The organism is Geobacillus lituanicus, from assembly GCF_050994965.1.
GTDB lineage: Bacteria > Bacillota > Bacilli > Bacillales > Anoxybacillaceae > Geobacillus > Geobacillus stearothermophilus.
This window is the reverse complement of sequence record NZ_CP194773.1, coordinates 2077835-2098727: the sequence shown is the minus strand read 5'-3', so window position 1 is coordinate 2098727 and position 20893 is coordinate 2077835. Positions and strand designations below refer to the sequence as shown.

20 protein-coding genes and 1 pseudogene are annotated in these 20893 nt (G+C 52.6%); 16 read left to right on the top strand and 5 right to left on the bottom strand.

Annotation, left to right across the window (positions count from 1 at the left end):
• Positions 1 to 81 precede the first annotated feature (81 nt).
• From ACR1UW_RS10635 to ACR1UW_RS10590, 10 genes are all read left to right on the top strand, one after another.
• Positions 82 to 537 (top strand): c-type cytochrome, encoded by a 456-nt coding sequence (locus ACR1UW_RS10635; RefSeq protein WP_033010814.1) that lies wholly within the window; start codon positions 82 to 84, stop codon positions 535 to 537.
• Positions 538 to 558: 21 nt separating this feature from the next.
• Positions 559 to 2427: a Sec-dependent nitrous-oxide reductase gene (nosZ, locus tag ACR1UW_RS10630; RefSeq protein ID WP_237420374.1), complete on the top strand. Its 1869-nt coding sequence runs from the start codon at positions 559 to 561 to the stop codon at positions 2425 to 2427.
• Between the two features lie 49 nt (positions 2428 to 2476).
• Positions 2477 to 3043: a hypothetical protein gene (locus ACR1UW_RS10625; protein WP_042382788.1), complete on the top strand. Its 567-nt coding sequence runs from the start codon at positions 2477 to 2479 to the stop codon at positions 3041 to 3043.
• Positions 3040 to 4341, top strand: coding sequence for a nitrous oxide reductase family maturation protein NosD (locus tag ACR1UW_RS10620; RefSeq protein WP_498933244.1), 1302 nt, complete (start codon positions 3040 to 3042; stop codon positions 4339 to 4341). The genes ACR1UW_RS10625 and ACR1UW_RS10620 overlap by 4 nt, the downstream gene beginning before the upstream one ends.
• Entirely contained in the window at positions 4338 to 5135 is a 798-nt protein-coding gene (locus ACR1UW_RS10615) for an ABC-2 transporter permease (protein ID WP_049625248.1), read from the top strand. Before ACR1UW_RS10620 ends, ACR1UW_RS10615 begins: the two co-directional genes overlap by 4 nt.
• Complete coding sequence (locus tag ACR1UW_RS10610; RefSeq protein WP_033010819.1) at positions 5132 to 5794, top strand: ABC transporter ATP-binding protein; 663 nt, start codon at positions 5132 to 5134, stop codon at positions 5792 to 5794. The genes ACR1UW_RS10615 and ACR1UW_RS10610 overlap by 4 nt, the downstream gene beginning before the upstream one ends.
• Before the next feature lies 1 nt (position 5795).
• Complete coding sequence (locus tag ACR1UW_RS10605) at positions 5796 to 6707, top strand: FixH family protein (RefSeq protein WP_498933241.1); 912 nt, start codon at positions 5796 to 5798, stop codon at positions 6705 to 6707.
• A gap of 185 nt (positions 6708 to 6892) precedes the next feature.
• A complete protein-coding gene (locus tag ACR1UW_RS10600; RefSeq protein WP_498933239.1) occupies positions 6893 to 7645 on the top strand; it encodes a DeoR/GlpR family DNA-binding transcription regulator in 753 nt (250 codons plus the stop codon).
• Positions 7642 to 8553, top strand: coding sequence for a 1-phosphofructokinase (pfkB, locus tag ACR1UW_RS10595; protein ID WP_498933237.1), 912 nt, complete (start codon positions 7642 to 7644; stop codon positions 8551 to 8553). Before ACR1UW_RS10600 ends, pfkB begins: the two co-directional genes overlap by 4 nt.
• Positions 8554 to 8579: 26 nt before the next feature.
• Positions 8580 to 10448: a PTS fructose transporter subunit IIABC gene (locus ACR1UW_RS10590; protein ID WP_498933235.1), complete on the top strand. Its 1869-nt coding sequence runs from the start codon at positions 8580 to 8582 to the stop codon at positions 10446 to 10448.
• 55 nt (positions 10449 to 10503) lie between these two features.
• Here ACR1UW_RS10590 and ACR1UW_RS10585 read toward each other — a convergent pair whose 3' ends face one another.
• On the bottom strand, positions 10504 to 11478 hold the full coding sequence (locus tag ACR1UW_RS10585; protein ID WP_498933233.1) for an MBL fold metallo-hydrolase: 975 nt from the start codon (positions 11476 to 11478) through the stop codon (positions 10504 to 10506).
• A gap of 143 nt (positions 11479 to 11621) precedes the next feature.
• Here ACR1UW_RS10585 and ACR1UW_RS10580 point away from each other — a divergent pair, with 143 nt between their 5' ends.
• On the top strand, positions 11622 to 12023 hold the full coding sequence (locus ACR1UW_RS10580; RefSeq protein WP_049626256.1) for a secondary thiamine-phosphate synthase enzyme YjbQ: 402 nt from the start codon (positions 11622 to 11624) through the stop codon (positions 12021 to 12023).
• A gap of 174 nt (positions 12024 to 12197) precedes the next feature.
• On the opposite strand, the gene map is transcribed toward ACR1UW_RS10580, so the two are convergent.
• Together map and ACR1UW_RS10570 are read right to left on the bottom strand one after the other, a co-directional pair.
• Positions 12198 to 12947 (bottom strand): type I methionyl aminopeptidase, encoded by a 750-nt coding sequence (gene map / locus ACR1UW_RS10575; protein ID WP_050367307.1) that lies wholly within the window; start codon positions 12945 to 12947, stop codon positions 12198 to 12200.
• A 162-nt stretch (positions 12948 to 13109) separates the two neighbouring features.
• A complete protein-coding gene (locus tag ACR1UW_RS10570) occupies positions 13110 to 14405 on the bottom strand; it encodes a sensor histidine kinase (RefSeq protein WP_498933231.1) in 1296 nt (431 codons plus the stop codon).
• A 269-nt stretch (positions 14406 to 14674) separates the two neighbouring features.
• Between ACR1UW_RS10570 and ACR1UW_RS10565 the strand changes: the two genes are divergently transcribed.
• The 5 genes and pseudogenes from ACR1UW_RS10565 to ACR1UW_RS10545 all read left to right on the top strand — a co-directional run bounded on the left by ACR1UW_RS10565 (position 14675) and on the right by ACR1UW_RS10545 (position 19370).
• Positions 14675 to 17041 (top strand): M6 family metallopeptidase, encoded by a 2367-nt coding sequence (locus tag ACR1UW_RS10565; protein WP_498933230.1) that lies wholly within the window; start codon positions 14675 to 14677, stop codon positions 17039 to 17041.
• Between the two features lie 162 nt (positions 17042 to 17203).
• Positions 17204 to 17452 (top strand): hypothetical protein, encoded by a 249-nt coding sequence (locus ACR1UW_RS10560; protein ID WP_047818446.1) that lies wholly within the window; start codon positions 17204 to 17206, stop codon positions 17450 to 17452.
• 210 nt (positions 17453 to 17662) lie between these two features.
• The gene (locus ACR1UW_RS10555) at positions 17663 to 18457 is read left to right on the top strand and encodes a uroporphyrinogen-III synthase (RefSeq protein ID WP_014195925.1); all 795 of its coding nucleotides are present in this window, start codon (positions 17663 to 17665) and stop codon (positions 18455 to 18457) included.
• A 171-nt stretch (positions 18458 to 18628) separates the two neighbouring features.
• Positions 18629 to 18733: pseudogene (locus ACR1UW_RS10550) on the top strand (pyruvate synthase alpha chain); the annotation flags it as partial.
• A 109-nt stretch (positions 18734 to 18842) separates the two neighbouring features.
• Complete coding sequence (locus ACR1UW_RS10545; protein WP_020278823.1) at positions 18843 to 19370, top strand: hemerythrin domain-containing protein; 528 nt, start codon at positions 18843 to 18845, stop codon at positions 19368 to 19370.
• A 218-nt stretch (positions 19371 to 19588) separates the two neighbouring features.
• On the opposite strand, the gene narI is transcribed toward ACR1UW_RS10545, so the two are convergent.
• Both narI and narJ read right to left on the bottom strand, forming a co-directional pair.
• Positions 19589 to 20293 carry a respiratory nitrate reductase subunit gamma gene (narI, locus tag ACR1UW_RS10540; RefSeq protein ID WP_100663975.1) on the bottom strand — a complete coding sequence of 235 codons (705 nt, stop codon included), beginning with the start codon at positions 20291 to 20293 and terminating at the stop codon, positions 19589 to 19591.
• On the bottom strand, positions 20269 to 20844 hold the full coding sequence (narJ, locus tag ACR1UW_RS10535; protein WP_050367301.1) for a nitrate reductase molybdenum cofactor assembly chaperone: 576 nt from the start codon (positions 20842 to 20844) through the stop codon (positions 20269 to 20271). Before narJ ends, narI begins: the two co-directional genes overlap by 25 nt.
• Positions 20845 to 20893 lie beyond the last annotated feature (49 nt).

Below are 20893 nucleotides of genomic sequence, written 5' to 3'. Positions count from 1 at the left end.
GAAGTGATTTTTTGCACAGGGGAGGTCAAGGGGGGTGGCTATAATGGTAAACGAATTTCTCACTGTAGAAGGAGGAGGGGCATGAAACAAACGGTCGTCATTTTTCTCATTAGCGCTTTGATCGGTTTGGCTGGCGGTTATTCGTATTTTCAGTTGGGAGGAACGAAAGGAGAGACGAATGCGACGCAGGCAGGAAAACAAGAGACGGCTCAATCGTCCCAACCATCAGCTTCGACAGAGGATGGGAAGGGGGCGGGCAAGACAACAAACGCTAGTACGCAGGACGGGACTATCCTGCAACAAAAAGGTTGTCTCTCTTGCCACTCTGTTTCCAAGCTTAACTTGCAAGGAGGGACGACCGGTCCGGATTTATCGAACGCTTATCGAGAAGTCGAGGGCAAACACGGCAAGCCGATTGAAGAGTTTTTAAAAGCGCCGACGTCTGCGGTGATGTCTGGGGTGATCAAATCGAATCCGCTGACAGATGAGGAGCGGGCCGAAATTATTGCTCTCTTAAAAGAAGCATCCGAAAAGTAAGAAACGATGGGAGGAACGAGAGTGAAGAAAAAAGTGATTTCCGCGTTGTCAGGGTTGGCAGTTGGAGTGTTGGCGTCAACTGTCTTTTTCGGCAATTTTTCCACTCCTGATACCGTTTCGACTGCATCGGCCAAAACCGATGCGGAAAAAGTGTACGTTCCGTTTGGTGAAAAAGATGAATATTACTTGTTCGCCTCTGGTGGCCACTCGGGGCAAATGTTTATTTACGGGGTGCCGTCGATGCGGCGCATTCGCACGGTTCCTGTCTTTTCGCCCGATCCGGCGACCGGCTACGGCTGGGATACCCATTCGAAAAAAATGCTTGGCGGCTATACGTGGGGCGATTTGCATCATCCGGCTTTCTCGGAAACGAATGGAGAATATGACGGCAAGTATATGTTTGCGACCGATGTGGCGAACAGCCGGGCGGCAGTGATGGATTTGAAAACGTTTACAGTCAAAGACATGATCGAAGTCCCCAATACGAGCGGTCCGCACTGTGCCGCGTTTGTGACGGAGAATACCGAATACTTATTTTTGCCGACCCGATTTTCCGTTCCGCTCGGCCATCAGTACGCCTCGCTTGATGAGTATAGCGAAAAATACCGCGGTGTGATGAGTGCGGTCACGTTCGATGAAAAGGCGCAAAAGCTGCACATTGCCTATCAAGTTGCGTTGCCGCCGTGGTCGTACGATTTGTCCGATGCCGGGAAAAAAATCTCAAAAGATTGGGCCGTGCTGACAACGTACAATACGGAAGAAGCGACAACAAACTTGGAAATCAACGCGTCTCAAGAAGACCGCGACTTTATCGTGCTGTTTAACTGGAAAGAGCTTGAGAACATGGTGAAAGCGGGGAAATATGACAATGTCGGCGGTCAAAAAATGATCTTTCCGGAAAAGCATAAAGGGGGCATTTATTTAGTGCCGGTCGCCAAATCGCCACATGGCGTCGACGTTACCCCAGACGGGAAATATTTCATCGCCTCCGGGAAGCTCGCCCCGTTGTTGACGGTATTTTCGTTTGAAAAGGCGTTTCAGGCGATTGAAAAGAAAGAGTTTGCCGGCGAGCGGAACGGCATCCCGATTTTGAAATACGAATCGGTGATGGAGCGGGAAGTCAATCCGGAAAACGCGCTTGGGCCGCTGCATACGCAGTTTGATGACAAAGGCATGGCGTATACGACGATGTTTATTTCGTCTGAAATTGTGAAATGGAATCCGGAAACCGGCGAAGTGCTTGACCGCGTTCCGGTTCAATATTCGCCAGGGCATGCCGTCGCGGCGGAAGGGGATACCGTATCTCCGGACGGCAAATATTTAGTGTCGCTCAACAAGTTGGCGAAAGACAGCTATTTATCGGTCGGGCCGTCCCACCCGGAATCGATGCAGCTCATTGACATTAGCGGTGACAAAATGAAAGTGATCCAATCGTCGCCGGTCGATCCGGAACCGCACTATGGGCAAATGATCAAGGCCGATAAAATTAAAACGGTTGAAGTGTACCCGAAAGAGAACAACAATCCAGACGCTGTGTACAACCAAAAAGACGCCCGCATCGTCCGGAAAGGAAATGAGGTGCACGTCTACGGCATCGCAATGCGTTCGAAGTTTATTTTTGATGCCAATGCGAAGCGGCCGGACGTCATTGAAGTGAATGAAGGAGATAAAGTTGTCATCCACCTGACGAACCTTGACTTTGATGAGGACATTACCCATGGTTTTGCCATCAACCAGTATAACTTGAATATGGAAATTCAGCCGGGACAAACGAACATGATCGAGTTTACCGCCAATAAGCCGGGAACGTACCCGTTGTATTGCACGAACTTCTGTTCAGCGCTGCACCAAGAAATGACCGGGTATTTGTTGGTAAAGCCGAAACAATAAACCGAGGGGGCGGACGCGCCCCCTGACTAACAAAAGAGGTGTGAAGAAAATGGCTGCAGCGAAACTGTCTCCGTTGTCTGCCGTCTTTGTCGGCGCGGCCGGAGGATTGCTGCTTTTGTCTTTAGCGTTTCCTTGGTGGGGGATGGATTTCATCGCTCCGCAATATCCGGAAGGATTAGAGATTATCGTTTATCCGAATCGGCTTGAAGGGGATATCGACATTATTAACGGACTCAATCACTATATCGGCATGAAGCCGTTTAGTGAAGAGAGCTTTCCGGAACTTGGCTATTTGTCCTACATCGTGATCGCTATGGCCATAGCGGCATTCATCATCGCGTTCACGAGAAGCAAAAGAGGGCTGTACGTGTTCATCGCCGCCTTTCTCATTGGCGGGGCGCTCGGTCTTTACGATATTCATCGCTGGCTCGCTGACTTTGGAACGAATTTAAACGATAACGCCCCGATCGATATCGATCCGTTTGTGCCGCCGATTTTCGGAGAAAACCGGATCGCCAACTTTACGACGTTCAGCTATTTTGCGACCGGTGCGTATCTCGTCGGTGCCGCGTTCGTTTGCCTGCTCGTTCCGCTATGGAAGGAGAGAAAAACATGAAGCGATGGCTGCTCATTTCCTTGTTCATTTTTTTCTTTTTCGATGTTCCGAAAGAAGCGGCTGCCGGCCAGACGCTGCAGCAACTGATTGACGCTGCTCCGGCTCACGGCACGATTCGCCTAACAGGCCAAACGTACATTGGCGATATTGTCATCGACAAACCGCTGACCATCATCGGCACAAAAGGCACGGTCATTCAAGGAAGCGGGCGCGGTAATGTGATTTCGATCAAAGCGCCGCATGTCACCATTACACATGTGACCGTCACGAACAGCGGAAAAAGCCGGAGCACGCAAGAGGAATACGCCGGCATCAAAGTTTATTCCGATTATAATACGCTAGAACACATAACGGTAAAACAATCGTTTCATGGCATTTACTTGAGTCAGGCGCATCACAACCGGATTGCCAACGTACGGGTGATCGGCGAACAAAACGGAGAAATCGCCGGACAAGGAAATGGGCTGCACATTTATTATTCTAATTTTAATGAGCTTGAACATAACACCATTATCGGAACGAGAGATGGCATCTTTTTTGACTACGCCAATCATAACGTCGCCAAAGGAAATGAAGTGTCTCACACCCGTTACGGGCTTCACTACATGTATTCGGATGATAACGCGTTTCATGACAATACGTTTATGCTTAATAACGGCGGGGCGGCGATCATGAACTCGAACCGGATTGTCCTGAAAAACAACCGCTTTTTCTTCAACAAAGGAATGCGCTCGTTTGGGTTGTTGCTGCAGATGGCAAATGACAACCGGATCATTGGCAATACGTTTTATCAAAACGAGCGGGGATTGTATATTGATCAGTCGAACGATAATTTTTTGCAGCGAAATGTCTTTTTGCAAAATGAGATCGGCATTGAGCTTTGGTCGAGTTCACAGCGGCAAACGTTTACGGAAAACCGGATTTGGAAAAATACGATTGCTGTCGCGCGCCTTGGCGGCGGGGACAGGAATAGGTGGGATTTTCGCGGGGTTGGCAACGACTGGGGCGGCGAAGCGGCGTTGCTTGATTTGAACCAAGATGGGAAAGGGGATTCCCCGTTTCGCTATGCGTCCTCCTTTCATAAGTTAGCGGAAGAAAATGAACTGGCGTATTTGTTTTTGTCGTCGCCGAGCTTAGGTGTCTATGAGGCGATCAACGAATGGCGGCAGACAGACGAAGTGATGGCGGTCGATCATGCGCCGCTTGTGAAAAAGACCATATCAGCCAGCTGGTGGTGGGGACTGCTCGGCTTTGGAGCCATCGCGGTGATCGTGCCGAAAAGGAGGATTCGGAGATGAGCTACATTTGGAAAGAATGGCTTGAGCTTTCGCGGGGGAAGGCGTTTTGGCTGTTTTTTCTGCTCGTTGTTGCCGCATCGCTTTCCGTATTGATGAGCGCAAAATCGTTGCCGGCTGAGCATGGACTGACTATTTTTTTGCAGATGCTGTTTGACATGAATGCGTACATCGTTCCGCTTCTTTGTTTATTTTTTGCTTCTTTTTCCGTCATGCAGGAGAAAGAGCAGCGGACGATGGTCATGATTGTCGTCAAAAGCGGGCCGCCTTGGATGTTTTTATGGAAAAAAAGCGCGGCGATCCAGCTCATTACAATGACGGTGCTTGTCATTTGGTACTTCGTTTTGATCATTCCGGCCAAGTTTTTGTTTGTCTTTCATTTATCGTATTTTCTTTCTTTTTTGCTCGCCACGATGGTGCTTGTGTTTATTTTTAATCAAATTGGAATTTGGCTCGGTTTCGCGTGCAAGACGAAAATTCAGTTGATTGGCGCCAACTTGTTTGCCGCGTTCTTTTTCATTTATTTGTATGACTTTGCGCTGCTTTCTGTTTTGCCGTCGGTGACGTATGACAATGTGCATGTGTTCTCCTTCGTGTATTTTCTGCAGCCGCTTCATGCGCTCCGTTTTTACTTAGAGACGTCGCTCGGGATGTTCTCGCTCGATTATTTGTCGCGGACGATGAAAAAATTTTTCTCCTTCTCTCCCGGCGTCCTTGTTGCGCTCAATATCGCGGTCTGGGGGATGGGGGCGCTAGCGGCATCGATGCTGTGGAGCCGAAAGGGGGAAGAACGATGATTGAAGTGGCGGGATTGACAGTTTCGTACCGAAACAACAAAGTGCTTGATGATGTCCATCTTGTCATTCAGAAAGGGGAGCGGTGTGCTTTAGTCGGGCGAAACGGCGCCGGCAAGTCGACATTGATTCATAGCTTGCTGAACTTGCTTCCGGCAGCAAGCGGAACGGTGTATATTGACGGCATTGATCATCGGCGGCACGAGTGGAAAAAGAAAGTCGCCTATTTGCCGGAAAAGTTTCAGCTGTATCCTCAGTTAACGGGGGAGGAAAATGTCCGCTTTTTTGCCTCGTTGCACGGCGCGGTCGATGAAGAGCGGATCGAAGACGTTTTGCACACCGTCCGGTTATGGGAAGCGCGCCATATGAAAAGCAAGCAGTATTCGAAAGGGATGCTGCAGCGGCTCGGGCTTGCTATTATGCTGTACTACGATGCTGACTTGCTGATTTTAGACGAGCCGACAAGCGGGCTTGATCCGTTAGGAAGGGCGGACGTGCTGGCGATTTTACGCTCTTTGCCGAACAAAACGGTGTTGCTGTCGTCGCACCATATTGACGAAGTCAGGCAGCTCTGCACCCATGTCGCCTATTTGGAAAACGGGAAGATCACGAAATACCGAGTCGAAGATTTTGAGCTTAGCACACTGATGGAGGGAGAATAAAGTGAGGCAACAATGGATGATCGTGATGGCAGCGCTTTTCTTCTTGCTTGCCGGGTGTCAAGGAAACGATTGGACGGTGTCGGTGAAAACGACCCCTTTTTATAAGGAAGGGACGGCTTCTTCGTTTGCGGTCGCCATCCAAAAGGACGGGAAGCCGGCGGGTGGGCTTGAAGTGACGGCGGTCTTTGAGATGGCGAATATGGATCACGGGCAAACAGTCGTCCAATTGGCGGAGAAGGAACCCGGCCTTTATGAAGGGAACGTGCAGCTGCCGATGGACGGAGAATGGGACGCTTTGTTGCAAATCAAAGACGGCGATGAGACGGTCGAAAAGCTCGTTACCCTCAAGGTGAAGAAGCAAGACGTGGCAGCGATGATCAATGGCACCGCGATTACAGCGGCAGAAGTCAAGTTCTACCAAACACGCTGGCAAATTGAGATCTCTTCGGCCATGGAAGCGGTCAAAAAGCAGTATCGCGGCGAAGAGCTCAACGAGCGGCTCAGTTATTGGAAACAGCAGTTGAATGAGATGACTGAGCCCCGCTCCGCTGTTACCCGTCTCATTGAACTGCACTCGATGGCGCTGCTTGCCGAAGAAAAAGGCTATTCAGTAGATGAACCGGCCGTTGATCGTGAAGTGGAAAACAGAAAGCGGCAATACGAAGGGAGCGAAACCGCTCAAACACTCATCCGCCAATACGGTGAGGCGGCATTTTGGAAGCAAGAACGGCGGTATGTCCAGCTCGTTTTGTTGGCGCAAAACGTGTGGAACGACATGGTAGAACAAGTGAAAAATGAGCATCCGAATGTAACGGAGGCGGAGATGCGTTTTTTGGCGCAAAAGAAGTATGACGAGTTGCTCGTTTCCCAAATCGACTCTTTGTCCATTCAACTGTATCTTTCCGGACGATAGTTTAGAAACATTGCCTGATCGGAATGAAAGGCAATGTTTTTTTGTTGTTGATGAATGATTATGATCGTTTTAAATACTATTTTTGATTAATATTGAGTGATAATGAATGTTTTTGATTGATTTTTTCGTTGTCTTGGGATATGATAGAGTTGTAAGCGATATCCCCGATGATCGGAGGTGGGAGTGTGCTGACCGAAGAACGCCACCGCCTCATTTTGGACCTGTTGGCGCAAAAAGGAGTCATCAAGCTGCAAGAGCTCGTTGACGCGACCGGGGCGTCGGAGTCGACGATTCGCCGTGATTTGACGCAGCTTGAGACCGAAAAGAAACTGCGCCGCGTGCACGGCGGGGCGGCGTTGTTGCAGCAAAAACGCGAAGAGTTAAGCGTGTCGGAAAAGTCGCTGAAATATATAGAGGAAAAGCGGCGGATCGCCGCCTATGCGTCCAGCTTGGTACAAAAAGGAAACTGCATCTATTTGGACGCGGGAACGACCACGTGGGAAATGATTCCGCATTTGGCTGGCAAAGAGGTCATTGTGGTGACGAACGGCGTGATGCATGTCGAGCGGCTGCTTGAGCATAACGTCACGACGTATTTGGTCGGCGGCATGATCAAGCCGAAAACGAAGGCGTTGATCGGGCGCGGCGCCATCGAGTCGCTGCGGCAGTACCGCTTCGACCAATGTTTCATCGGCGCGAACGGTGTTCATTACGACTATGGCTATACGACGCCAGACCCGGAAGAGGCGCTGGTGAAATATACGGCCATGCAGTTGGCGCAGCGCGCGTATGTGCTCGCAGACCATTCGAAATTAAATGAAAGCTCGTTCGCGAAAATTGCGGATTTGCATGAAGCGGTGTTGATCACTGATGAATTGGATGAAGAGTGGAACGATTTGTATCGAACAAAAACGACGGTAGAGGTTGTGGCTCCATGATTTACACATGTACGTTAAATCCATCTGTGGATTATATCGTTCATCTCGATGAGCTTCATGTTGGCGAACTGAATCGTTCGGTGAAAACGTTCACATTTCCGGGCGGGAAAGGGGTCAACGTGTCGCGTGTGTTGAAGCGCTTGGGTGTGGACAGCACGGCGCTTGGATTCGTGGGCGGATTTACCGGCGGGTACATTGAAAGCGAACTTCGGAAAGAAGGCATTGCCTGCGATTTTGTTCATGTCCCAGGGCAAACGCGCATTAACGTCAAACTGAAAGCGGGGCGGGAGACGGAAATTAACGGCGAAGGCCCGGCGGTTGCCGATGACGATGCCGCGCAATTGATCGCGAAAATTGGAGCGCTTTCGGCTGGTGATGTGCTTGTTCTTGCTGGAAGCGCGCCGACGTCGCTGCCGGCGGATGTATACGAGCAGCTGGCAGCGGAGACAGTGAAGCGGCAAGCCCGCCTTGTCATCGATACAAGCGGTCCGGCGCTCCGATCGTTGCTTGCCTGCCGGCCGTTTCTTGCCAAGCCGAACCACCATGAGCTGGCCGAACTGTTTGGTGTTGCGATGGTGACAAGAGAAGACATCGTGTTGTATGGCCGACGACTGGTGGAAAAGGGAGTGGAACATCTCATCGTGTCAATGGGCGGCGCGGGGGCGTTTTACTTCAATGAGGAAACGGCGCTGTTTGCCGAAGCGCCGCAAGGAACGGTGAAAAATTCGGTCGGGGCGGGCGATTCGATGGTCGCTGGATTTTTGGCCGCTCAAGCGGATGGGAAATCGATTGAGGAAGCATTCGCTTACAGTGTCGCCGCTGGAAGCGCGACCGCGTTTTCGGAAGATTTGTGTACGAAAGAGGAAGTGGAAGCGCTCGTCGACCGCGTCCATATCGTGCATTTATAAATTGAAAATAAAGGAGGATTGGGTCAATGAAGATTACAGATTTGTTGACAAAAGAAACGATGATTCTCGCGCTTCAAGCGAAGACAAAGGGCGAAGTCATTGATGAACTGGCTGAAAAGCTTGCCGAAGCGGGAGCGGTCAGCGATGTGGAAGTGTTTAAGCAAGCCATTTGGGCGCGGGAAAAACAAAGCACGACCGGCGTTGGCGACGGCATCGCCATTCCGCACGCCAAAACGGCGGCGGTCAAGCGCCCGGCGGTGGCGTTCGGTCGTTCAGTGGAAGGCATTGATTATGAGTCGCTCGATGGCAAGCCAAGCCATTTGTTTTTCATGATCGCCGCGCCAGAAGGCGGGGAGCAGACGCACCTTGAGGCGCTCGCCCGCTTGTCGTCGATGTTGATGGATGCATCGTTCCGTGCTCAGCTTGAAACCGCTTCAAGCGAGGAGGAGATTATCCGTTTGGTTGCCGCGAAAGAAAGCGAGCAAGAAGCTCCACAGCAAGCGGTGCAGGCAGGGAACGGGCGGAAAGTGCTGGCAGTAACCGCTTGTCCGACCGGAATCGCTCATACGTATATGGCCGCTGATGCACTGAAGGCGAAAGCAGCCGAAATGGGGGTATCCATCAAAGTCGAGACCAATGGCTCAGATGGAGTGAAAAACGAGCTGACGGCGAAGGAGATTGAAGAAGCAACGGCGATCATTGTGGCGGCGGATAAACAAGTCGAAATGGACCGCTTTGACGGCAAACACGTGATCCAAGTGCCAGTCGCCCAGGCGATTCGTCAGCCGGAGAAGCTGATCGAGCAGGCGTTGCGCCAAGATGCGCCGATTTACCGGGCGAGCGGCGCTTCGCGAGGCAGCGCGGGAGCGGTGAAGCCGCGCACCGGTTTTTACAAACATTTGATGAACGGTGTTTCGAATATGCTTCCGTTCGTTGTCGGCGGCGGGATTTTGATTGCCATTTCCTTCACGTTCGGCATTAAAGCGTTTGACCCGAACGATCCGTCGTATCATCCGTTTGCCAAACTGTTAATGGACATCGGCGGCGGCAATGCGTTCGCGTTGATGGTTCCTGTGCTGGCCGCATTCATCGCCATGAGCATTGCCGATCGACCAGGGTTTGCGCCGGGGATGGTCGGCGGCTTTCTGGCGGCCAACGGCGGCGCTGGTTTCCTCGGCGGATTGATTGCTGGTTTCCTAGCCGGGTATTTAGTCGTCGGATTACGGAAACTGTTCAGCCGCCTGCCGCAGTCGTTAGAAGGCATTAAACCGGTGCTGTTGTATCCGCTGTTCGGCATTTTCCTGACTGGCATGATTATGATGTATATTGTCATCGATCCGGTGAAAGCGCTGAATGAAGGGTTGAAACATTGGCTCGAAGGTATGGGAACGGCGAACTTAGTGCTGCTTGGCGTGGTGTTAGGCGGCATGATGGCAGTCGATATGGGCGGTCCGATTAACAAAGCAGCGTTTACGTTCGGAATCGCCATGATCGACGCCGGCAACTATGCGCCGCATGCGGCCATTATGGCCGGCGGGATGGTGCCGCCGCTCGGATTGGCACTGGCGACGACATTCTTCAAGAAGAAGTTTACGAAAGCCGAGCGCGAGGCCGGCAAAACGTGCTATATTATGGGGGCTTCGTTCATCACGGAAGGGGCGATTCCGTTTGCGGCGGCCGATCCGGTGCGGGTCATTCCGTCGATTATCGTCGGCTCAGCTGTAGCCGGGGCGCTGACGATGCTGTTTGGCATCGGACTTCCGGCGCCGCACGGCGGAATTTTCGTCATCCCGATCGTCAAAGGCAGCGCATGGCTTTATATATTGGCTATTTTGATTGGTTCCATCGTGACCGCATTGATGGTCGGGCTGTGGAAAAAAGAAGTGAAAGAATAAGAGAAAAAGCGTTCCGCGGGCAGCGGAGCGCTTTTTGCCTGTCGGAGCGGCGGCTTTATGGCTCGTTTCCGCCCGATTCCGCACGCCTGAACCCCCCGCTTGCGGCTAGTTGGGCGGCATCGATCACCTCGCCGAGCTTCAAGCAAAGCAAGCGCTCCTCTTCCAATCCGCGCCGCCGCCATTCAGCCCATAGGCGGTCAAGCGCTTCTTTCGGCGTATCGTCGGCCAAGCGGAACGCCCCGTAATGCATCGGGACAAACAGGCGGGCGCGGCAGTCCAAAAACGCCTGCACTGCTTCTTCCGGGGTCGTGTGCTGCGGCCCCATAAACCATTCCGGTTCGTACGCGCCGATCGGCAAGAGCGCATAGTCGATGGAAAAGCGTTCGCCGATGTCGCGAAAGCCGCGGAAGTAGCCGCTGTCGCCAGCAAAATAAACCGTCGGTGCGTCGTCCGCTTCAATGACCCATCCGCCCCAATGCGACGTGTTCGTGTCCCACAGCGTCCGCCGTGTCCAATGTTGGGCGGGAACAAATGTGAGCGTCACGCCGCGGAATTCAGCCGTGCGCCACCACGACAGCTCAGTGACATGGCGGAAGCCGCGGCGGCGGAACAAGCGGCCGAGCCCCTCGGGCACGAATATGTGCGGGTCACCGTGCAAACGGCGGAGGCTGCCGAAATGCAAATGGTCATAGTGGCCATGGGAGATGAGCACAACGTCCACGGGCGGCATCTTGTCAAGCGGAACACCAGGAGCCGTCAAGCGTTTGGCCGCGCCCATCCGCTGCGCCCAAACCGGGTCGGTGACGATCGTGATGCCGTTCATTTGCACGACGAACGTCGAATGGCCGATCCAACAAAGCTGCGGCCGTCCGTTCGGATGATGAAGCCGGTTCCATTGCGGCGGCACGGCGTGCGGTACGACGTACGACAAGTCTTTTTGTTTTTGTTTCCGCTCCCGTTGCCAGCGGCGAAAATCAGCCCATGTTTTGTGCGTCGAGACGTTGTCGAGATTCGTGTATCGTTTCGGCACGGCAGTTTCACCCCAATGGACTTTGCTAGGAGACTCCCGTTTCCATGCAGGGATGGCAGGTGGGAGGCCGTTCCATATGCTATAATTAAATGGTAGCAAATTTTGCGTTGTTCTACAAAATATTTGTTCAGGAGGTGAAAGACTTGCTTCAATCTTTTTCGCTTCGCACGACAAAGCGCGATGAAATGGTGGAGATTACGTCATTTGTCGAAGAAACGGTGCGCCAGTCCGGGGTAGAAGAGGGGGTGGCGATCGTTTATTGCCCGCACACGACAGCCGGCATCACGATTAACGAAAACGCGGATCCTGACGTGAAGCGCGATATGATGCGCCGCTTTGATGAAACGTACCCGTGGGAGCATCCGCTTGACCGCCATATGGAGGGAAACACGGCCGCTCATATGAAAGCGAGCACGGTCGGCGCGTCGCAACATGTTATCATTCATGAAGGCCGGCTGCTGCTTGGCCGTTGGCAAGGCATCTATTTTTGTGAATACGACGGGCCGCGCCAGCGGACGTTTTACGTGAAAGTGCTGAAAGGGTAGCAACCATAATTATATTATGTAAACAAAATAGCAGGAAAAAGCAATGGCAACACAGCGGCCGCAACGGTCTGGCCAGAATAAAGAGAAGGGAACGAAAAACCCGGGCCAACGTGTACCCGGGTTTTTCGAATGTCGAAAAAATCAAGCTGTCGGGAACAGGAAATATCTGCATCCTTACGCCGTCGTCGTTAAGATCAGCGGCCCGTTTTTCGTAATGGCGATCGTATGTTCATATTGCGCCGAATACGAGCCGTCAATGGTGCGCGCCGTCCAGCCGTTTGCGTCCATTTTGCTTTGCCATGCCCCCATGTTCACCATCGGCTCGATCGTAATGACCATCCCTTCCTTTAAGCGCATCCCTTTTCCTTTTTCGCCAAAATGGGGAACGTACGGCTCTTCGTGAATCGTCGGCCCGATGCCATGCCCGGTGAAATCGCGGACGACGGAAAACCCGTGCGATTCGACGTACGTTTGAATGGCATGGCCGATATCGCCGATCCGGTTGCCGACGACCGCCTGTTCGATTCCTTTGTATAGCGACTGTTCCGTGACATGGAGCAGCTTTTGCACATCTTCACTTACATCACCGACCGCGTACGTCCAAGCCGAATCAGCGAGCGCCCCACGCCAGTTGACCACGAAATCGATTGTGACGATGTCGCCCTCTTTCAACGGCTCGTTGCGCGGAAACCCGTGGCAAATTTCATCGTTAATGGAAGCGCATGTCGCATACGGATAGCCGCGGTAGCCTTTTTGTTCCGGTTTGGCGCCGTATTTGGCCAAAAACGTTTCAACGAACCGGTCGATCTCCATCGTCGTGACCCCCGGTTTGATGCGCTTGGCGATTTCTTGATGGCAGGCGGCCAAGAGTTTCCCCGCCTCACGCATCAACTGAATTTCTCGTTCCGTTTTGACGTGAATCATGCAACTGTCTCCTTTTCCTTCGGTATGTTTCCATCCTATAGTATTGTAACAAAAACGCCAGTGGTGATAAACTGTCGGGAACATAGGACAAAGAAAAAGGACACCCGAACAGGCATCCTTTGTTTCGCTGGTTATCGTTTTCCCCCGGTTTGGCCGCGGCGTTTACAAGACGGCAAACAACTGCTTTTCTTTATCGGAAATCGTGGATAGGGACGGAGCGAACGGCAAATAAATCGATACCGTCGTTCCTTTATGTATTTCGCTTTCAATTCGAATTGTTCCGTTCATTGATTCGACAATGCGATAGACGACCATCATTCCGAGCCCCGTGCCTTTGACGCCTTTCGTCGTAAAATACGGTTCGCCAAGCCGTTCGAGCTGTTCTTTCGTCATGCCGATGCCGGTATCGGCAATGCGGATGAGCACGCGCCCGTTATCGAGCGAAGCGTATACCCACAGCGTGCCGCCGTTCGGCATCGCTTCAATGGCGTTTTTCATGATATTGAGCAAACATTGGCGGAACTTTTCCCGTTCTCCCATTACGGAAAACGGGGCGAGCGATGCCTGAATGTCGACGCAGCTCATATTGGCGAGCGGACGGATGATGTCGATGACCCGCTCCACTTCCAGTTTGACGTTCAGCTTTTCCGGCATCTCCGGGGCCGGCTTGGCGAATGTCAAGTAATCGGTGATGATCGCTTCCGCCCGATCGAGCTCCTCCAACGCAATGCGGGCGTACTGGCGGCGCTTTTCGGCGGCAAGCGGCTGCTCTTCAATCAGCTGGATAAACCCGCGCGCCGCTGTCAAGGGGTTGCGGATTTCATGAGAGATGGAGGCGGCCAAATGGGTGACCGCTTCCATTTTTTCGGCACGGATGATCCGTTTGCGCAACGCCATGTCATGGTACACCATCTCGCGGGCGGCGCAAACGATGAGCATGCTTGCCGGTTGTACGAGCAAAAATGTAAGTGAAAGAAGAAGCGGGGGCGGGTTGTTGACGATCCACTCTACCATGGCGATCGTCAATAGGCCGGATGCAAAGCTGAGCAGCGTCGCCAGCAGCACGCGCTGTTTGGACGGCAGCGAGGCAAAGCGTTTTGTCCATAAACTACTGACCGCAGCGATGGCAATGGAAACAACGACAGTGATCAAAACACCAGCTCCGCCGAACAATGAGCGATAGACGATCGTCACGAGCACCAACAAGGCGGCCGGACCAACCCCGCCGTATAGGCTGCCGAGCCAAAGCGGAATTTGCCACAAGTCGAACATAAAATCGTTTTCCGCGCCGACCGGAAGAGTGATGCATAGGACGATTACAATGGCGTAACAAGCGGTCGGCAAATACAGGCGGAGGCGCTTTGGCCCTTTTTCTTGCTCCGTCCATAGCGGGACAAGAAACACCGGCAGGAGAATAAAAAACAAGTTCAGCAAAAAGTCTTTGAAAATATTCAGCATCGCGGCACCTTCTTTCCCATCGTCAGCTGCATAACCAGAATTTCTACAAAAATTGCGAATATATTACATTGTAACCGGAACATCACGGGTCTGTTAAGGTGAAATTAATAGTCTTTTTTTGCTATAAATCTCGTTTTTTCGACAGATATAGGCAAAAAGAACTGTTTTGTTCTTAGTAAAAAATTCCCTTTCATTTTTTGGAATTATTCTATAATATTTTAATTGTATAGATTTTCTATCAACCTTTTATTTGATATGGAGGGATGTTTTTGAAGAAACGGTCGATCACATCACTTGTTGCTGCGCTGTCGCTTGGAATGGGCCTATGGGCAGCGCCGGCGGCCGCCCCGCAGGCCGCCAATTCGGGAGCACCTTTGGCAGCCAGGCACGGCGGTCCGGTCGATTTGGCGGTGGTGAATGAAGAGAAGCTGGCGGAGATGTTGAAAAAAAGCGGCAAGCTTCGCGCTGACGCCACCCCAGCTGAGGCGGAAGCAGCGGTGCGCGCCTATTTAAAACAAAAGGCGGCCCACACTTCGAAAGAAAAAGGAGAATTGCACGAATACGAGGCAAAGCGGGCCGATGTGCTGCGCGAGAAGGGGCAGAAAAACAGTATTTTGAATGGGAAAGGAAAAAAGCTTGGCCAGACGAAAAAAGATTCCGTTCCGTCTGTCAAGCCAGAGGCATGGAACGGTGGCAAGCGGGTGGACCGCGTGCTCGTTTTGCTCATTGAATACCCGGATTTTCCGCACAACCGCATTCAACCGAATGAGACGGATATGTATTATAAAGATTATACCCGTGAACATTATGAAGACATGATTTTCGGCGGGGATGACGGCTATTACGCAGGACCGAACGGAGAAAAACTCATCTCGGTGAAAAAGTATTATGAAGAGCAATCAGGCGGCAGCTATTCGATCGAAGGAAAAGTGGCGGGCTGGTATCAGGCGAAGTATCCGGCTAAATACTATGGCGGCAACGTGCCGACCCCGGATGGCAATGACGCTAATCCGCGGGCGCTTGTGCGCGAGGCGCTGGCGGCGGCCGCCCAGGATCCGACCATTGATTTGCGTGAGTTTGACCAAGAGGATCGCTACGATTTAGACGGCGACGGCAATTATCGCGAACCGGACGGTTTGATTGACCATTTAATGATCGTTCACTCCAGCGTCGGAGAAGAATCGGGCGGCGGTTCGCTCGGCGGCGACGCGATTTGGTCGCACCGCTGGAATTTAGGATCGGTCTATCGCATCCCGAACACAACAACCGATGTGCCGTATTGGCGCGGCCAGCTGGCGGCGTACGACTACACAATCGAACCGGCCGATGGGGCGGCAGGGGTGTTTGCCCATGAATACGGCCACGATTTAGGGCTGCCGGATGAATATGATACGATTTACTCCGGCTTGGGCGAGCCCATTGCCTATTGGTCGATTATGTCCAGCGGGAGTTGGGCGGGGCGCATTCCGGGCACGGAGCCGACCGGCTTCAGCGCCTGGGCGAAACAGTTTTTGCAATCGACGATGCCGGGAAGCAACTGGCTGACCGGGGCGACCGTTGAATGGAATGAGATTACAAAAGACGGTGTAGAAGTATTGCTTGACGAAGCAAGCACGAAAGGGACGAACCATGACGCTGTGCGCATCAATTTGCCGAAAAAGGAAACGGTCGTCACTATTCCGCCAAGCGGTGCGTACGCCTATTTCTCTGGAAGCGGAAACAACTTAGATCATACGATGGCAACGACGATCGATTTGACGAAAGCGTCCAAGGCGATGCTCGCTTTTGACACATGGTATGCGATTGAGAAAGATTGGGATTATGGGGCGGTAGAAGTAAAACCGCATGGCAGCAACGAATGGACAACAATTCAAGGAAACATTACAACGACCGACAATCCGTACGGGCAAAACCCTGGCAACGGCATTACCGGTACGTCAAACGGCTGGGTGAAGGCGGAATTTGACTTGTCGGCTTATGCGGGCCAAACGATTGACCTCCGTTTCCATTACATCACTGATGTGGCGGTGTCGGAAGCCGGCTGGTATATTGACAACATTCAAGTGACAGCTGATGGGGCAATCGTGCTTGCCGACGACGCCGAAGGGGACAGCGCCTTTGCGGTGGAAGGCTTTGAAAAGAGCGATGGCAAGCGGTATTCGGATCATTACTATTTGTTGGAATGGCGCAACCACCGCGGCGTCGATGAAGGGCTCGCCCATATTTTGCGCGGCGACCGGCTTCTTTCGTACGATCCAGGGCTTGTCGTCTGGTATGTGGATGAAGGCTATGACAACAACTGGACGGGCGTCCATCCGGGCGAAGGGTTCCTTGGTGTTGTCGATGCCGACCAGCATACGTTGAAATGGTCGGGCAACACGACAGCGCCGACTCGCTATCAAGTGCACGATGCGGCATTCAGCCTGCAAAAAGGAGCCCCATTCCGCGTGGCAATCAATGGCTCACAGCTGATCGACAACGATACATCGCCGACGCCGGTGTTTGACGACAGCCGGTCGTATGACAATAAAGGGGCCGTCGACGCCGGCCGGAATGTGCCCAACTATGGCCTAAAAATCCGCGTCATCGGCGAAAGCGCTGACCGCACCGCAGCGCGCGTGTTGATTTACCGCTGACAACATCTAGAGGCGCACGGAATGTTTCCGTGCGCCGAAATGTTTTGATCGACATGATTTGTCATCCCTTCGTCGAATTTGTTGATTTTTCTTCATCCCTTTTTCTGTCTTTTCCTTTTATAATCAATAAGTAGGAATGGGTGAGAAGGGGGAACAAGCGGAATGAACGAATTGTACCAACAACTTTCGGCGTGGATTGAAGAGAAGCAGCCGGTGCGCGTGCAAACGGAGCAGGGGGAGGCGGTCGTGCTGCCGGTCAAGCTGTATCAAGAAGCACGCAAACTGTTCGTTTACAATCGGCAAATGCGGCTGATGAACATCCCGCTCGATCGGATCATTTCCGTCGAGCCGACGCGCATCATCGGTTCCTTTGACCGTCGGGGAGAAGAGGCCATGGTACATACTCGTTGAACGGAGGGCACGCGTCTTTGGGCGCGTGTTTTTTTGATGGTGGTCGGCTGTTTCTGCCTGCGGTCTGTTCTGTTGCGCTGGGCGCTATACCCAATGAAGGCGGCATTCGCGTTGCGATGTGCCAGGGAGCGGAATGGTTTTTTGTTGCATAGGCAAAGACCATCTTTTAGAATGGAAAGGACGAACGACTGACCATAAGGGGGAAGGGACATGCATGGCAAACGGATTGCCTTATGCGCGTCACGCAAACTGGACGAAATGACAACGCTTATTGAAAAGCAAGGAGGAACGGCCATCATTCGTCCGGCGCAAGGGACCGTCTTTTCAAAGGGAAGCGAACTGGGAGAGGAAATGCGAACCGTCATCGCCATGCGGCCGGACTGGATCGTATTTACGACGGGAATCGGCTTTGAGGCGCTGTTGGAAGCGGCCGACCGGGAGGGAATGGCTGCTCAATGGCATCGAACGATCAAGGAAGCGAACGTGGCTGCCCGCGGCTATAAAACGGTGACGGCGTTGAAACAAATCGGCGTCACCCCGGTGGCCGCAAGCGAGGACGGGACGACGAAAGGGTTGATTGCTGCTCTTTATGGGCACGACTTTGCGGAAAAAAACGTTGTTGTACAGCTGTACGGCGATACCGCGCCAGCCTTGAAGCAGTTTTTTCTTGAACAAGGCGCTTTGTATACGGAATTGTTGCCATACCGGCATATCGCTCCGGATGAGGAGACACTGGCGACATTGTATAAAGAAATCGTCGGGCGCGAAGTCGATGCCGTCTGTTTTACATCGGCGATGCAAGTCCGCTTTTTCTTTTCGTTCGCCCGCGAGAAAAAAGAGATCGCACCGCTGCTTGACGCGTTTCGCACCGATGTCGTGGCCTGCGCCGTTGGCAAAGTGACAAAAGAAGCATTGGAAGAAGAGGGAGTCGATCGCGTCATCGCCCCGGAACATGAGCGGATGGGAGCGATGATTGTGACGCTTGCCCGTTATTTTCAACAATAAGCCCTGTTGAGGGTTGTTTTATATCAATTGTCCAACCTGCTATATAAGAGATCATCTTTTTGTTAAATGTTTTATATTATGTGTTTCATCAAAAATGCTAAACTGTTTATTTTTTGTCACAGTTTTTCGAACATTTTCCGCTTATAATAAAACTGGGGATGTATTTTTCATATGAAAGGGTGGGGCGAGCATGAAACGAAGCTCATTCCAGCAGATGGCGAGCACGGTTCGGCGGGGATTTGCTACGGCGCGTCGCTCATGGGGGCGAGCGTGCTGTTTTTTTTTGCGCTTGCCTGTCGGCGGTGTGATATGACTCACAACGATGGAGATGCTGCACACAGTATAATGGAAACAACGGACGGATCATAAAAAGGAGGAATTGATGATGCATTCATTTTGCCATATGGGCGGCCCTGAAGGGGTGAAATTATGCGCCGGTCTGGCGCAATTAAAACAAGAACACGGCCCGCTGCGCGCCCAAATGGAGCAGCTGCTTGCCGCAGCGGAGGCGATCGGCCGCGGGGAAAATGACCGCAACTGGCGTGAGCCGCTCGCTGATTTGAGAGAAAAAGTTGAATCGTTCGTCGCCGCCTTAGATCCGCATTCGGAGCGGGAAGAAGGCGTATTGTTCCCAATGATGGCTCGGTACATCGGGCGGACGACCGGCCCTATCGCCGTTATGGAATACGAACACGAACAGGCGAAAACGCGCCTTTCCATGTTTTTAGAAAAGACCGCCCAGCTGCCGGAGAACATCGACAGCAGGCAGGCGTTGACGCTTGCCGGCGCGGTGATTGAGGCGTATCATATTTTGGATGAGCACTTCATGAAAGAGGAGAACGTGCTCTTCCCGATGGCCGAGCGGTTGTTGTCCGATGCGGAGAAAGAGGAGCTGTTTGCGCGCATTAACTAAGTAACAAATAAAAAACAGGATGCCCCAAACGACGGGCATCCTGTTTTTTATTATTGGTTCATTTGTTGGCCGGTTGTTATGCATGATCGTTAGGGTATGCGGAAGCGCACGTTGTTTCGTTCCCGCCGCCGTTAAAGTTGACAGGCCGGCTGTTAGGCAATCGGTTGCCCCCTCCGCCTGTTCAGTTTAGGGTTCCTGATGTGACGCCCGCCGCTCGCTTACTTGGCGCGGTTGACCGGCTCTGCTTGTTTTGGCATTCGCTTTCGATAGACGACGTAGCTGCGCTGCAAGTAGCGGAGCGGGAAGCTGAATACGTGAACGAGACGGGTGAACGGCCAGACGGCGAACAAACCGAATGCAGCGAGAATATGAATCTGAAACCAAAGCGGCACCGCTTCCATATAAGCTGGGTTCGGACGGAACGTAAGAAGGCCGCGAAACCACGGGCCGATTGTCGTCCGGTAATCAAACCCGTGCGAATCGATGTTCAGAAACGTCGACGACAACCCGCTGGCGATCACGACAAGCAAAAATCCGAGCGCGACCCAGTCGCCGGTGCTGCTTGTCGTCCGTACGCGCTTGACCGTCAAGCGGCGGCGAAAAAGGATCACCAAACCAACGAAGGCCGCCAAGCCGGCCGGAATGCCGCCTGCCAAGGCGAGGGCGTGGTACATCTCTTCTGTCACGCCAAGCGCCTCGTAAAACGGCTTGGGAATGAGAATGCCCATCACGTGGCCGACAAACACGAACAAAATGCCCCAGTGAAAGAGAAGGCTTCCAAGGCGCAACTGCCGTTTTTCGAGCAGTTCGCTTGATTTGGATGTCCAGCCAAACTGGTCGCGCTGGTAGCGCCAAATATGGCCGGCGACAAATAGGACAAGCGCCAAATACGGAACAATCACCCAGAGAAATTGGCTGGCCATGCCGTTGCACCTCCTTTCGGGAGCGGCGTCACGCCGAGTTGAGTGAATGTGTGATTGAGCGCGTCAAACAGCTGTGCATACGGGCTGCCTGCCGCTGCCAGCCGGTCGCCGATTTCGCGGATATGGCCGGCATAATCGGCGAGCAAGGCGGTCGTATGCTCTTGATCTGCATAGGCCATCCATTCAAGCATGAGCGGCAAGTAGTCGGGCAGCTCGTGATCGGAGACGGCGAATCCGGCCGCCTCGTAGCGCGCTTTTAAGGCAACGAGTTCGATTCCGCGCTCCCGCTGCTCGCCGTTTGTCATATACGTCAAGTACAAATTCGTTTTTTTGCCGAAATCAAATGTTTCGACATATTGCTCCGTCCGCTCTCGAGTCGGGGTGACCGCGAGCTGTTCGGCCACTGCCAAAAGCGGCGCGCGGACGGTTTCATCGTCAAGCGAGCGGATGGCGTCTAGGCAGTCAGGAAGCGATTCGGCCCACTGTTCGTCCGGGTAAGACAACAAATACGATACACATAGAAAGACCGTTTGTTGTTGTTCGCTGTTCATCGTAAATCCTCCATTTCATTGTTGAAGGGGGCGGGGCTCGCCTTCTTTC

Bases quoted from the DNA above. Each gene is read 5' to 3' on its own strand.
- ACR1UW_RS10545 (WP_020278823.1), top strand. From the start codon at position 18,843: ATGCATTCATTTTGCCATATGGGCGGCCCTGAAGGGGTGAAATTATGC.
- pfkB (WP_498933237.1), top strand. From the start codon at position 7,642: ATGATTTACACATGTACGTTAAATCCATCTGTGGATTATATCGTTCAT.
- ACR1UW_RS10555 (WP_014195925.1), top strand. From the start codon at position 17,663: ATGCATGGCAAACGGATTGCCTTATGCGCGTCACGCAAACTGGACGAA.
- narI (WP_100663975.1), bottom strand. From the start codon at position 20,293: ATGGCCAGCCAATTTCTCTGGGTGATTGTTCCGTATTTGGCGCTTGTC.
- narJ (WP_050367301.1), bottom strand. From the start codon at position 20,844: ATGAACAGCGAACAACAACAAACGGTCTTTCTATGTGTATCGTATTTG.
- ACR1UW_RS10570 (WP_498933231.1), bottom strand. From the start codon at position 14,405: ATGCTGAATATTTTCAAAGACTTTTTGCTGAACTTGTTTTTTATTCTC.
- ACR1UW_RS10590 (WP_498933235.1), top strand. From the start codon at position 8,580: ATGAAGATTACAGATTTGTTGACAAAAGAAACGATGATTCTCGCGCTT.
- ACR1UW_RS10610 (WP_033010819.1), top strand. From the start codon at position 5,132: ATGATTGAAGTGGCGGGATTGACAGTTTCGTACCGAAACAACAAAGTG.
- ACR1UW_RS10625 (WP_042382788.1), top strand. From the start codon at position 2,477: ATGGCTGCAGCGAAACTGTCTCCGTTGTCTGCCGTCTTTGTCGGCGCG.
- ACR1UW_RS10620 (WP_498933244.1), top strand. From the start codon at position 3,040: ATGAAGCGATGGCTGCTCATTTCCTTGTTCATTTTTTTCTTTTTCGAT.
- ACR1UW_RS10635 (WP_033010814.1), top strand. From the start codon at position 82: ATGAAACAAACGGTCGTCATTTTTCTCATTAGCGCTTTGATCGGTTTG.
- map (WP_050367307.1), bottom strand. From the start codon at position 12,947: ATGATTCACGTCAAAACGGAACGAGAAATTCAGTTGATGCGTGAGGCG.
- ACR1UW_RS10615 (WP_049625248.1), top strand. From the start codon at position 4,338: ATGAGCTACATTTGGAAAGAATGGCTTGAGCTTTCGCGGGGGAAGGCG.
- ACR1UW_RS10560 (WP_047818446.1), top strand. From the start codon at position 17,204: ATGAACGAATTGTACCAACAACTTTCGGCGTGGATTGAAGAGAAGCAG.